This is a genomic window from Microbacterium sp. Leaf320 (assembly GCF_001423485.1).
Taxonomy (GTDB): Bacteria; Actinomycetota; Actinomycetes; order Actinomycetales; family Microbacteriaceae; genus Microbacterium.
Window position 1 is genome coordinate 943,650 of the sequence record NZ_LMOD01000001.1, and the last position, 13,328, is coordinate 956,977.

At 68.6% G+C, this 13,328-nt stretch carries 11 protein-coding genes; all 11 read right to left on the reverse strand.

Translation table 11 applies throughout. From position 1 onward, the window contains the following. Positions 1 to 36: 36 nt before the first annotated feature. The 11 genes from ASF63_RS04520 to pyrR all read right to left on the reverse strand — a co-directional run bounded on the left by ASF63_RS04520 (position 37) and on the right by pyrR (position 13,300). Complete coding sequence (locus ASF63_RS04520; protein WP_056509951.1) at positions 37 to 1,995, reverse strand: hypothetical protein; 1,959 nt, start codon at positions 1,993 to 1,995, stop codon at positions 37 to 39. A gap of 197 nt (positions 1,996 to 2,192) precedes the next feature. Continuing rightward, on the reverse strand, positions 2,193 to 3,386 hold the full coding sequence (metK, locus tag ASF63_RS04525; RefSeq protein ID WP_056509952.1) for a methionine adenosyltransferase: 1,194 nt from the start codon (positions 3,384 to 3,386) through the stop codon (positions 2,193 to 2,195). Positions 3,387 to 3,479: 93 nt separating this feature from the next. Further along, a complete protein-coding gene (gene rpoZ / locus ASF63_RS04530; protein ID WP_042536631.1) occupies positions 3,480 to 3,737 on the reverse strand; it encodes a DNA-directed RNA polymerase subunit omega in 258 nt (85 codons plus the stop codon). Between the two features lie 64 nt (positions 3,738 to 3,801). After that, positions 3,802 to 4,710, reverse strand: a complete 909-nt coding sequence (gene gmk / locus ASF63_RS04535; protein WP_056509954.1) for a guanylate kinase — start codon at positions 4,708 to 4,710, stop codon at positions 3,802 to 3,804. Beyond that, on the reverse strand, positions 4,703 to 5,548 hold the full coding sequence (gene pyrF / locus ASF63_RS04540; protein ID WP_056509955.1) for an orotidine-5'-phosphate decarboxylase: 846 nt from the start codon (positions 5,546 to 5,548) through the stop codon (positions 4,703 to 4,705). The genes gmk and pyrF overlap by 8 nt, the downstream gene beginning before the upstream one ends. Further along, positions 5,545 to 8,832, reverse strand: coding sequence for a carbamoyl-phosphate synthase large subunit (gene carB, locus ASF63_RS04545; RefSeq protein ID WP_056509957.1), 3,288 nt, complete (start codon positions 8,830 to 8,832; stop codon positions 5,545 to 5,547). Before carB ends, pyrF begins: the two co-directional genes overlap by 4 nt. Further along, positions 8,832 to 9,977, reverse strand: coding sequence for a glutamine-hydrolyzing carbamoyl-phosphate synthase small subunit (gene carA, locus ASF63_RS04550; RefSeq protein WP_056509959.1), 1,146 nt, complete (start codon positions 9,975 to 9,977; stop codon positions 8,832 to 8,834). The genes carB and carA overlap by 1 nt, the downstream gene beginning before the upstream one ends. Further along, on the reverse strand, positions 9,974 to 10,510 hold the full coding sequence (locus ASF63_RS04555; protein ID WP_056509961.1) for a hypothetical protein: 537 nt from the start codon (positions 10,508 to 10,510) through the stop codon (positions 9,974 to 9,976). Before ASF63_RS04555 ends, carA begins: the two co-directional genes overlap by 4 nt. Further along, complete coding sequence (locus tag ASF63_RS04560; protein WP_056509963.1) at positions 10,507 to 11,811, reverse strand: dihydroorotase; 1,305 nt, start codon at positions 11,809 to 11,811, stop codon at positions 10,507 to 10,509. The genes ASF63_RS04555 and ASF63_RS04560 overlap by 4 nt, the downstream gene beginning before the upstream one ends. After that, entirely contained in the window at positions 11,808 to 12,773 is a 966-nt protein-coding gene (locus ASF63_RS04565) for an aspartate carbamoyltransferase catalytic subunit (RefSeq protein ID WP_056509965.1), read from the reverse strand. Before ASF63_RS04565 ends, ASF63_RS04560 begins: the two co-directional genes overlap by 4 nt. Further along, positions 12,770 to 13,300, reverse strand: a complete 531-nt coding sequence (gene pyrR / locus ASF63_RS04570) for a bifunctional pyr operon transcriptional regulator/uracil phosphoribosyltransferase PyrR (protein WP_056307666.1) — start codon at positions 13,298 to 13,300, stop codon at positions 12,770 to 12,772. Before pyrR ends, ASF63_RS04565 begins: the two co-directional genes overlap by 4 nt. Positions 13,301 to 13,328 lie beyond the last annotated feature (28 nt).

Here is a 13,328-nt window from a genome sequence, read left to right on the forward strand (position 1 = left end):
GGGTGGATCGGGTGAGGACTGGCGGGTTGTTCGCGATCAGAGCTCTGGGTCGAGGATATCGAGCCGAACCGAGAGCGCGCTCCGAGTCGACTTGCCCTTGCCCCGACGAGCGCTCACGGCTTCGGCGACGACCGAGGCGCGAAGCGTCGTCGCGACCTTCGCGCCCGAGCCGTATTCGAAGCGCACGAGCGCACGGACACGGGGCGGATGGTCGTCGGACTCGATCGGCACGGGGCCGAGAACCGCATCTCCCGGGAGCTTGAGTTCCTGCAGCGAGGCCAGTGCGCGGGCGACGGCTGCCGTGGTGCCTTCGACGAGCGCCACGCGAGTCGCGGGCGGCATATGCAGGGGTGCGCGTTCGGCGAGCTCGGACCGCGCGTAACCGGACTGGTTCCAGGTGGCGAGTGCCCGAGCGATCGAGCCGTCGACTCCGACGAGGTGGATCGGGGCACCGGGAGCCGCGAGGGCTGCGGCATTGGACCACCAGCGCAGGCACGCCTCTCCGATGCGGAGATCGGGTGCCTGCAGCATCCGCGGGCCGTCCAGCAGGACGACCGCCCGGTAGCCGCCGTCAGCCAGCGGTTCCGCTCCCCGCGTCGCGACCACGAGCGACGGCTTGTCCGCGACATGCTCCACGGGGTGCGCGCTGTCGGCCACGATCACGCGGATGCCGGGGAACGCCTTGCCCAGCTCGTCGGCCGTGCGCTCACTGCCCGACGAGGCGAGGCGCAGCTTCGTCGACGAGCACGCAGGGCAGGCCCACGCGCGTGCGCCGCGCCCGCACCACGCGCAGACCGGGACGGCACCGCGATGCTTCGCACCCAGAGGACCGCCGCAGTGAGCGCAGCGGGCAGGAGCCCGGCACTCGGCGCAGACAAGCGAGGGCGCGAACCCGGGTCGGGAGACCTGCACCAGCACTGGCCCCTCTGCGGCGGCGTTGCGAGCGGAGAGGAACGCAGACGACGGCATCCGCTGCGCCGTGGGCGCATCCATCTCCTGAGGTGTGCTCAGCACCACTCTCGGTAGGACCCGGCGCGCTGCCCTGACATCCTGCAGCCAGCCGTGCACGACCAGACGTTCGACGTCTGTGGTGCGCGTGTGCCCGACGAACAGGAGCGCTGAGTCCTCCTGCTCCTGACGGAGAAGCGCCGTGTCCCTGGCGTTGATGTAAGGCGCGAGCGGCTCTCCGAGCAGCGGATCCCCGTCGTCCCACACGGCGACGAGCCCGGCGCGCACGGGAGCGTACACGGCGGAGCGGTTGCCGACGACGATGCTCGGCGCGTCTTCGAGCGAGCGGAGGAAAGAGCGATAGCGATCGGGATTGGTCTGCCGCGAGTCGTAGCGAGCGATGGCTTCGGCGGGGACGGTCGTGGCGAGAACGGCGAGGAGCTGATCGAGATCGCGGTGATCCGGAACGACCAGGATGCTCGACCTGCCGGCAGCGAGCATGCGTGCTGCAGATGACGCGAGCAGCGCCGCCCAGCCAGGCGCGCCGTCGTGGTGCACCGGGATCGCCTCGACGGCGGCGCGCCCGCCCGATTCAAGCACCTCCTCGAGACCGTCGTATGACGCGATCAGTGCGACCGCACCCGTGAGTGCCTCGTCGGTCGGAACGACCGCCGGCGAGTCCGCCTTCCAGGCCTTCTCGACGCGCACCTGTCTCTTCGGGATGACGAGTCGGAGCACGTCGGATGCCGAACCCGCCGCTCGGTCTGCGGCACGGCGCGCGAGACGGTACAACCGGTCGGGCAGCACCGGCACCTGCGACACGATGCCGTCGACTTCGGACAGCGGTCGATCGGCGTCGTCTTCGGTGTCGACCTCGATGACGTAGCCGTCGATCACCCGACCCGCGGTGCGGAGAGGCACGCGCACCCGGACTCCCGGCGCAACGCCGCCGAGCTCGTCCGGCAGCGCGTAGTCGAAGAGTCTGTCGAGCTGTGGGAGCGGCGAATCCAGGAGCACCCGCGCTATGCGTCGGCTCTGTGTCGTCATGGGCGGAGCGCTGTCATCAGGCACCTGGCCGTCGGAAAGCAGCGGATCCGGCCGATCGGCAGGTGTCGGTTCTTGCCCGTCCGAAGGCGGCGGCTCCGGCTGGTCAGAGAGCTCACGCCCGTCGGAAGGCAGAGGTCCGTCAGATGGCATCGGTTCGTCAGATGGCATCGGCCCGTCAGATGGCATCAGGCCACCTGTCAGAGGCCGGCGGCGCGTCGCAGCTCTTCAGCGCGGTCGGTGCGCTCCCACGTGAACTCCGGCAGCTCGCGCCCGAAGTGTCCGTAGGCGGCGGTCTGCGCGTAGATCGGGCGGAGCAGGTCGAGCTGCTCGATGATCGCCTGCGGGCGCAGATCGAAGACCTCGCTGATCGCACGCGTGATGACCTCGTCTGAGACCTTGCCGGTGCCGAAGGTCTCGACGTACAGGCCGACGGGGCGTGCCACGCCGATCGCGTACGCGACCTGCACCTCGAGGCGGTCGGCGAGTCCCGCGGCAACCGCGTTCTTCGCGACCCACCGGGTGGCGTAGGCGCCCGAGCGGTCGACCTTGGACGGGTCCTTGCCGCTGAATGCACCGCCACCGTGACGAGCGGCGCCGCCGTAGGTGTCGATGATGATCTTGCGTCCGGTGAGACCGGCGTCGCCCTTGGGGCCGCCGGTGACGAACGGGCCCGCGGGGTTGATGTAGTACGTGATGTCGTCGAGATCGAGCCCCGTGGACTCGAGGATCGGGTCGATCACGTGCTCGCGCACCTGCGCCTTCAGCTCGTCCTGCGAGATGTCGGGGTGGTGCTGCGTCGAGAGCACCACTGCGTCGACGGTCTTCGGCGTGAAGCCGTCGTACCCGAGCGTGACCTGCGTCTTGCCATCAGGACGCAGGAACGGCAGAACCCCGGACCGACGGACCTCGGTCAGCCGCTCCGCGATGCGGTGCGCCGTCCACGCCGCCATCGGCATCAGCTGCGGCGTCTCGTTGGTGGCGAAACCGAACATGATTCCCTGGTCGCCCGCTCCGAGACCGTCGAGAGGATCGACCGATCCGCCGTCCCGGTGCTCCTGCGCGCTGTCGACACCGTGAGCGATATCCGTCGACTGCTCGCCGACCGAGATGCTGACACCGCACGAGTCGCCGTCGAAGCCGGTCTCGCTCGACGTGTAGCCGATGCGGTTCACGACCTGGCGGACGATGGTCGGGATGTCGACGTACGCCTCGGTGCGGATCTCACCGGCGACGTGCACGAGACCCGTGGTCACGAGGGTCTCGACCGCGACCCGGGAATCCCGGTCCTTCGCGATGAGCCCGTCGAGGATGCTGTCCGAGATCTGGTCGCAGATCTTGTCCGGGTGCCCTTCGGTGACGGACTCGGACGTGAACAGACGCAGGGCGCTCATCAGGGCTCCAGAACGGGATCGGACGGAAAGAAGGGAGTGGCTCCCATGATGGACCGCACCGCCGACATCAGCCGGCGGTGCGGTCATCGGACGTCACTCGGCGTGACGGAGGCGGAGCTTGTCCTCGTTGATCTCGTGCAGAGCGATGGTCAGCGGCTTGTCCTCGACCGAGGAGTCGACGAGCGGACCGACGTTGTCGAAGAGGTTGCCCTCGTGCAGGTCGGAGTAGTAGTCGTTGATCTGGCGTGCGCGCTTGGCGGCGTAGATCACGAGCTCGTACTTCGAGTCGACACGGTCGAGCAGGTTGTCGATGGGGGGATCGATGATTCCGTTGGTGTGGTGTCCGGCCATGGTGGGACCTCCTGATCAGGCGACGGGATCGTCGCGAAGACGGTGCAGCGGGCGCGCGAAACGCTCAGCGCGCAGAGCTCGAAGACAATTCTACGACCTCTGCGGCAGCAGTGGCGACGTCCTCGTTCACGATCAGGTGGTCGAACTCGTTCTGCGCGGCCAGTTCGACCTTCGCGGTGCGCAGGCGACGAGCCCGTTCCTCGGCGCCTTCGGTGCCTCGTCCGACCAGTCGCTGGACGAGTTCGTCCCACGTCGGCGGCAGCAGGAAGATCAGGGTCGCGGCGGGCTCGGCCTTGCGCACCTGACGCGCGCCCTGCAGATCGATCTCGAGCAGAACAGTCTTGCCCTCGGCCAGCGCGGCATCGATCGGCGCCCGGGGAGTGCCGTATCGCGAGCGGTTGTGCACGACGGCGTACTCGAGCAGCTCGTCCTCGGCGATCAGCCGGTCGAACTCGGCGTCATCGACGAAGTAGTAGTGCACCCCGTCGACCTCGCCCGGGCGCGCTGGTCGTGTGGTCGCCGAGACCGACAGGTGGATCTCGGGGTTGTTCTCGCGGATGTGGGCGGCGACCGTGCCCTTGCCCACCGCTGTGGGGCCCGCCAGGACGAGCAGGCGGCTTCGGGCTCCGCGCGGCTCGAGCACGGGGAAACGCGAGTCGAGCCACTGCGCGAGGGCGACACGCTGACGGACGCCCAGCCCACCCAGTCTCTTGACCGGCGAGATGTGCAGCTCGTCGAGGATGCGGTCGCGCTTTCCCGCGCCGATCGCCGGGAGGGCGAGCAGGAAGTCGGTGATCCGCATCGAACCCTCGACCGAGTCCGGGTCAGCCGTCGCGCGTTCGAGGACGGCCTGCGGTGTCACGACGCGCGTGGTCAGATCGCGCTTGAGCGAGGCGCGTGCACGACGTCGCTCGACCGCCTTGCGGGCGGCGGCGGCACGGTCGACCTCGGGAACCGGACGAGACTCAGCCACGGCCGACCTCCCTGTACTCTGCGACGCGCGCGTCGATGGCGGCGACGAGGCCGGCGGGTCCTGCCGAGAGGATGCTGCGGCTCTCGCTGGCGATGACAGCATCGCTCATCGCGCCGAATCGTCGGTGGAGGTCTGCGGGGGTCGCACCCTGCATCCCGAACCCGGGTGCGAGGATGGGCGCCGTCGGCGCGAAAGCGGCGATGCCGGCATCGGCCCAGTCGACCGTGGCGCCGATGACGAAGCCGAAGCTCCCCCACTCCCCCGTGTTCGACTGCTCCGCGTTGCGGGACGAGACCACGGCGATGATGTCGGCCGACACCGCTCGCCCCGTCTCCGAGACCGCGCGCTGCAGGCCCTCCGCTTCGGGGTTGCTGGTAGCCGCGAGGACGAACAGACCCTTGTCGTGCTGTTGCGCGAGGGCGAAGGCGCCGTCCAGCGCCCCCACGCCGAGGAACGGGTTGACCGTGAGCGCATCGGCCTCCAGCGGAGACCCCGGCGTGAGCCAGGCTTCGGCGTACGCATCCATCGTGGATCCGATGTCGCCGCGCTTCGCGTCGGCGATCACGATCAGACCGGCTGCCCGTGCCGCGGACAGGACGTCTTCGAGGGCGGCGATTCCTGCGGAACCGAAGCGCTCGAAGAACGACACCTGCGGCTTCACGACGCCGACCCGGCCTGCGGCGGCCTCGACCGTCCGCAGCCCGAAGTCACGGACCCCGCGAGCGTCATCCGTGAGTCCCCAGGACTGCAGGAGCGACGCATGCGGGTCGATGCCGACGCAGAGCGGGCCGTGCGCCGATACGGCGGCACGGACCCGCTCACCGAAGCGTGCGCTCACAAAGCGGCCTTCCGGTCGAGGGCGTACTCCTGCAGGCTCTTGACCTGGAAGCCCTCGTGGGCCGCATCCATGCCGCTCACCGCTGCGCCCAGGACGGCCATCGTGGTGAACAGCGCCTTGTCGGCAGCGACGGCTGCTGCACGGATCTCGTACCCGTCCGCACGCGCTGCTCCACCCGAGGGGGTGTTCACGACGATGTCGATCGCACCCTCGTTGATCAGGTCGACGATGTTCGTGGCGCCCGACTCCTGGGTCTCGCTGTACTTCTCGACGACGGTCACGGCGATGCCGTTGCGTGACAGGATCTCGGCCGTGCCCTCGGTGGCCACGATCGTGAAACCGAGCTGCTGCAGGCGGTGCGCCGGCAGGATGACTGCGCGCTTGTCGGAGTCGGCGACCGAGATGAACACCGTGCCGGAAGTCGGCATTCCGCCGTACGCGGCCGCCTGGCTCTTGGCGAACGCGGTCGGGAAGTCGCGGTCGATGCCCATGACCTCGCCGGTCGAGCGCATCTCCGGGCCGAGGATCGAGTCGACGGTCTTGCCGTCGGCCGTACGGAACCGCTTGAACGGAAGCACGGCCTCCTTGACCGAGACGGGGGCGTCGAGGGGCACTCGCGAGCCGTCCTGCTCGGGCAGCATGCCCTCGGCGCGGAGCTCCGCGATCGTCGACCCCACCATCACACGGCTCGCGGCCTTGGCCATCGGGATGCCCAGCGCCTTCGAGACGAAGGGCACGGTGCGGCTCGCGCGCGGGTTCGCCTCGATCACGTAGAGGACGCCGGCGCTGATCGCGAACTGCACGTTGAGCAGGCCACGGACGCCCACGCCCTTCGCGATCGCGAGTGTCGCCTCGCGCACCCGGTCGATGTCGGTGCGGCCGAGCGAGACGGGCGGAAGGGTGCAGCTCGAGTCGCCCGAGTGGATGCCGGCCTCTTCGAGGTGCTCCATCACGCCGCCGATGAACAGTTCGGTGCCGTCGTAGAGGGCGTCGACATCGAGCTCGATCGCGTCATCGAGGAAGCGATCGACGAGCAGGGGCTTGCCCTCCTCGATGATGACCTCGCCCGCCGTGCGCACGAAGTACTCGCGCAGCGACTCGGAGCTGTAGACGATCTCCATGCCGCGTCCGCCGAGCACGAAGCTCGGACGCACGAGCACCGGGTATCCGATCTCCTCGGCGACGGCCACCGCGCCATCCGCGTCCACAGCGGTGCCGTGGCGCGGGGCGATGAGGCCTGCCGTGTCGAGCAGCTGCGAGAACAGCTCGCGCTCCTCGGCGATGTCGATGGCCTCCGGGCTGGTGCCGAGCACCTGGTAGCCGGCTGCCTCGATGCCCTTTGCGAGCCCCAGCGGCGTCTGGCCGCCGAGCTGGCAGACGACTCCGAGGATGGTGCCGCTAGCGGCTTCCGCGTCGAGCACCTCCAGCACGTCCTCCAGCGTGAGCGGCTCGAAGTAGAGACGGTCCGACGTGTCGTAGTCGGTGGACACCGTCTCGGGGTTGCAGTTGACCATGATGGTCTCGAAGCCCGCATCCGAGAGGGCGAACGACGCGTGGACGCACGAGTAGTCGAACTCGACGCCCTGGCCGATGCGGTTCGGACCCGATCCGATGATCACGACCTTGGTGCGATCAGACGGCGTGACCTCCGTCTCGAAGTCGTAGCTCGAGTAGTGGTACGGCGTGAGAGCCGGGAACTCGCCGGCGCAGGTGTCGACGGTCTTGAACACCGGGCGGATGCCGAGCCCGTGGCGCACACCGCGGATCTCGGCCTCCTTCTCGCCTCGCAGCTCGGCGATCTGCGCGTCGGAGAAGCCGTGCTCCTTCGCGTAACGGAGCGTCGCGGCATCGAGTTCCGGCGCTGCGGCCACGATCTCGGCGACCTCGTTGATCAGCACGATCTGGTCGATGAACCACGGGTCGATAGCCGTTGCGTCGAATGCCTGCTCGACGCTCGCGCCCTTGCGCAGCGCCTGCTGCAGCGTGACGATGCGTCCGTCGGTGGGCACCTTCGAGGTCTCGAGCAGCTCTTCGACCGAGCGCTCCTCGGCGCCCCAATGGAAGCTGGAGCCGCGCTTCTCGAGCGAGCGGAGCGCCTTCTGCAGCGCGGTCGCGTAGTTGCGTCCGATCGCCATGGCCTCGCCGACGGACTTCATGGTCGTGGTCAGCGTGGCGTCGGCGGCCGGGAACTTCTCGAAAGCGAACCGCGGCACCTTGACGACGACGTAGTCGAGCGTGGGCTCGAAGCTCGCCGGGGTGACACCCGTGATGTCGTTCGGGATCTCGTCGAGACGGTAGCCGAGCGCGAGCTTGGCGGCGAGCTTGGCGATCGGGAAACCGGTCGCCTTCGAGGCCAGAGCGCTCGAACGCGAGACGCGCGGGTTCATCTCGATCACGATGATGCGGCCGTTGCTGGGGTCGACGGCGAACTGGATGTTGCAACCACCGGTGTCGACGCCGACGGCGCGGATGATGTCGATGCCGATGTCACGGAGCTTCTGGTACTCGCGGTCGGTCAGGGTCAGCGCCGGGGCGACCGTGATCGAGTCTCCCGTGTGCACGCCGACCGGGTCGACGTTCTCGATCGAGCAGACGACCACCGTGTTGTCGGCGGTGTCGCGCATGAGCTCGAGCTCGTATTCCTTCCAGCCGAGGATGGACTCCTCCAGGAGCACCTCGGTGGTCGGCGAGTCGCGGAGACCTGCGCCACCGATGCGGCGCAGGTCCTCCTCGTCGTATGCGAAGCCGGAGCCGAGGCCGCCCATGGTGAACGAGGGACGGACGACGAGCGGGTAGCCGAGCTCAGCGGCGCCCTCGAGCAGGTCCTCCATCGTGTGCGCGATGATGCTGCGCGCCACGTCTGCGCCGGCATCCAGCACCAGCTGCTTGAAGATTTGACGGTCCTCGCCCTTGTTGATCGCCTCGAAGCTCGCACCGATCAGCTCGACGTCGTACTTCTCGAGGATGCCGTGGTTGTGCAGCTCGATCGCGGCGTTCAGCGCGGTCTGACCGCCGAGGGTCGGGAGAATCGCGTCCGGACGCTCCTTGGCGATGATGGTCTCGATGACCTGCCAGGTGATCGGCTCGATGTACGTCGCATCGGCGAAGTCGGGGTCGGTCATGATCGTCGCCGGGTTGGAGTTGACCAGGATGACCCGCACGCCCTCCTCGCGGAGGACGCGGCACGCCTGGGTGCCGGAGTAGTCGAACTCGCAGGCCTGACCGATGACGATCGGGCCGGAGCCGATGACGAGAACGGAGTTGATGTCGTCGCGCTTGGGCATTACTTGGCGTCCTTCTTGCTGGCGATGACCATGTCGCGGAACCGGTCGAAGAGGTAGTTGGCGTCGTGGGGGCCTGCGGCCGCCTCCGGGTGGTACTGCACCGAGAACGCGGGGATGTCGAGGGCACGGAGGCCCTCCACCACGTTGTCGTTCAGCCCGACGTGGCTGACCTCGACCTTGCCGTAGCCGTTCGGGCTGTCGAAGGAGCCCTCGAGGGGGGCGTCCACCGCGAAGCCGTGGTTGTGCGCGGTGATCTCGACCCGACCGGTCGACTTGTCGAGCACGGGCTGGTTGATGCCGCGGTGACCGAACGGCAGCTTGTAGGTGCCGAGGCCCAGCGCGCGACCGAGCAGCTGGTTGCCGAAGCAGATGCCGAAGAACGGGAGGCCGTCGTCGAGGACCGCGCGGAGCAGCTCGACGTGGTCGCCGGACGCTGCGGGGTCGCCGGGGCCGTTCGAGTAGAAGACCGCGACCGGATCGATCGCGCGGATGTCGTCGATCGTGACGTTCTGCGGCAGCACGTGCACCTCGAAGCCACGGGCTGCGAGGTTGTCGATCGTGGCCTGCTTGACGCCGAGATCGAGGACCGCGAGATTGCCGACCCTCTCCCCCATGGCCGTCGTCACCGTGGCGACATCGACGGACACCTGCGCCGAGAGGTTCTGACCCGCCATCTGCGGCGCTTCACGCACGATGCGCAGCTGTTCCTCGGCGTCGAGCCGTGCGGCCTCACCCGAGAAGATGCCACCGCGCATGGAGCCGGCCGACCGGATGTGGCGAGTGATCGACCGGGTGTCGATGCCGCTGATGCCGACGATGCCGTCCTGCACGAGCACCTCGTCGAGCGAGGCGTTCGCGCGCCAGTTCGACACGACGCGCGAGGGGTCGCGCACGATGTAGCCGGCCACCCAGATGCGTCGGGACTCGGGGTCCTCGTCGTTCATGCCGGTGTTGCCGATGTGCGGTGCGGTCTGCAGCACGATCTGTCCGGCGTAGGACGGGTCGGTGAGCGTCTCCTGATAGCCGGACATGCCGGTTGCGAAGACGACCTCGCCGATCGTGGTGCCCAGCGCGCCGTATGCACGGCCGGTGTGGCGGGTCCCGTCTTCGAGGACGAGGACGGCGGGTTCGGGGAGGGCTGTCATGACGTTGCTCCTGTGTCGGGGGCGGCGATGTCGTCCGAGGCGCCGGAGGCGGGGACGAGTCGCTGCAGTTCTGAGATGAAGTTCTGGGGGTCTCCGTCGGTCAGACGGAGATAGGAGTCGACGATCGTGTCGTCGTCGGTGCTCCAGGCCACGCGGACGAGGCCGCCGGGCTCGACCACCCGATCGATCGTGACCGTCGCACGGTCGACGCTCTCGAGACGGGACGAAGCCAGGAAGACCGTCGGCGCGCCGTCGAGACACAGCGCGAGACCGCGATCGGTGACCGCGACCTCTCCTCGGGCACGGTACGCGAGAGGAGAGAGCGTCAGTCGCTCGAGCGGCTGCTCGTGCTTCGTGGTCGACACGTACAGCACCTCGTGGCGGTCGAGGACCTCGGCGTGCTCGGGAACCCCGAGCGGCGCGGTGAGGCCGGAGTCGCGTCGGAGTCGTCGTCGCCATGCGGTGAACATCGCGAGCAGGACGAGCGCGGCCACGGCGATCGTGATCGCGATGGCGATGTCCCTGGTGCTCATGCGTCCAGCTCCTCGACCACGGCGCCGCCGGCGACCGTCAGGATCCCGCGGTGCACGGTGTACTCGACCCGTCCGGGCAGGTCACGCCCGAGGTAGGGCGAGTTCACGCTGCGGCCATGGAGGTCGGACTCCGTGAACACCCCGGCGACCGACGCGTCGTAGAGCGCGATCTGCGCGGGTGCGCCGACCTCGAGAGGCGTGCCGTGCCCCGGGAGGCGACCGATCCGCGCGGGTGCCGCACTCATCACCCGTGCCACATCCTCCCAGCCGATGAGGCCGGTCTGGACCATCGACTGGTGGACGACGCGCAGGGCGCTCTCGAGGCCCACCATGCCGTTCGCGGCGGCCTGCCACTCGCATGCCTTGTGCTCGCTCGGGTGCGGTGCGTGGTCGGTCGCGACGATGTCGATCGTGCCGTCCGCGAGGCCCTCGCGCACCGCGAGGACGTCCTCTTCGCGGCGCAGGGGCGGGTTGACCTTGAACCGGGCGTCGTAGCCGCGCACGAGCTCATCGGTCAGCAGCAGGTGGTGAGGGGTGACCTCTGCGGTCACGTTGATGCCGCGCTTCTTGGCCCAGCGGATGATGTCCACCGAACCCGCGGTCGAGAGGTGGCAGACGTGCAGGCGCGAGCCCACGTGCTCGGCGAGGAGCACATCGCGGGCGATGATCGACTCCTCGGCGACGGCGGGCCATCCGGCCAGTCCGAGCTCCGCCGAGACGGTGCCCTCGTTCATCTGGGCGCCCTCGGTCAGGCGAGGATCCTGCGCGTGCTGAGCGATGACGCCGTCGAAGGACTTCACGTACTCGAGCGCGCGGCGCATTATCAGCGGATCGAAGACGCAGAAGCCGTCATCGCTGAAGACGCGCACCTGAGCGCGCGACGTCGCCATCGCGCCCAGCTCGGCGAGCCGCTCGCCCTTCTGCCCGACAGTGACCGCGCCGATCGGCTGGACCGTGGCGTAGCCTGCGGCCTCCCCGAGCGCGAGCTCCTGCTCGACGACACCGGCCGTGTCTGCGACCGGCGACGTGTTCGGCATCGCGAAGACGGCGGTGAAGCCACCGGCCGCCGCCGCGCGGGTACCGGTGAGGATCGTCTCGGACGCCTCATATCCCGGCTCGCGCAGATGCGTGTGCAGATCGACCAGCCCCGGGAGGGCGACCAGACCCGCCGCGTCGATGACGCGCGCACCCGAGCGGGTGAGTCCTGCGCCGATCTCGGAGATCACCCCGTTCTCGACGATGATGTCGGCGCTCTTCGCACCGAGAAGCTGTGCGCCGGTGATGACGAGGGTCTCGCTCACTGGTCTCCCCCTCGTTCGTCGTCTCGTTCTCCTGCAAGAAGCAGGTACAGCACTGCCATCCGGATGGACACCCCGTTCGTCACCTGTTCCAGCACGGTGGAGCGCGGGGAATCGGCGGCTTCGGAAGAGATCTCCAACCCACGGTTCATGGGTCCGGGGTGCATCACAATGCTACCGTCCGGAAGGCTGGCGACTCGCAGTGCGTCAAGACCCCATCTTCTGGAATACTCCCGCTCAGTGGGGAAATACGCGGCGTTCATCCGCTCGAGCTGGATGCGCAGCATCATCACGGCATCCGGGCCCTCCGCCAGTGCCTGGTCGAGGTCGTACACGACCTTCGCGGGCCAGAGCGAGACGTTCTGCGGCACGAGAGTCGGCGGGGACACCAGCGTGACCTCGGCACCGAGCGTCGCGAGCAGCCAGACGTTGGAGCGCGCGACCCGCGAGTGCAGCACGTCGCCGACGATGACGACGGTCACGCCGGAGAGGTCGCGACCGCGGCTGTCCGCGCCGAAGCGTCGTTTGCGGATCGTGAACGCGTCGAGCAGCGCCTGCGTCGGATGCTCGTGCGTGCCGTCGCCGGCGTTGACGACGCCGGCGGAGATCCAGCCGCTCGTGGCGAGCGTCTGCGGGGCGCCGGAGGCGGGATGACGGATGACGACGGCATCCGCGCCCATCGCCTGCAGCGTCTGCGCGGTGTCTTTGAGGCTCTCGCCCTTGGAGACGCTGGAGCCCTTGGCTGCGAAGTTGATCACATCGGCCGAGAGGCGCTTCGCCGCCGCCTCGAACGAGATGCGGGTGCGCGTCGAGTCCTCGAAGAAGAGGTTCACGACGGTCTTGCCGCGGAGAGTCGGGAGCTTCTTGACCTCGCGCGACTGCGTGTCGGACATGTCCTCGGCGACGTCGAGGATGCGCAGAGCGGTCTCGCGGTCGAGGGTGCGGGTGTCGAGGAGATGTCTCATGCTTCGATCGTCACCTCTTCGGCGCCGTCGTCTTCGGTGAGGCGCACGTTCACGCGCTCCTGCCGGGACGAGGGGATGTTCTTGCCGACGAAGTCAGGGCGGATCGGCAGTTCGCGGTGGCCGCGGTCGACGAGGATCGCCAGTCGCACGACTGCCGGGCGGCCGATCGACTGCAGCGCGTCGAGGGCTGCGCGGATGCTGCGACCCGAGAAGAGCACGTCGTCGACGAGGACCACGGTGCGTCCATCGATCCCGCCGACGGGGATGTCCGTCGGACGCGGCGACCTCGTCGGGTGCTTGGCGAGATCGTCACGGAACATCGTGACATCGAGCGCTCCCACCGGCACAGAGGTCTGTGCGATCTCGCCGATGACAGCGGCGAGGCGACGGGCGAGAGTGACGCCGCGGGTCGGAATTCCCAGCAGGACGAGGTTCTCAGCCCCTCGGTTGGATTCGAGGATCTCGTGTGCGATGCGGGTCAGTGCCCGCGAGATATCGGCTTCGTGCAGAACGGTGCGTGCACTCATCAGCCGCTCCCTTCTCCGCCTCACAGGA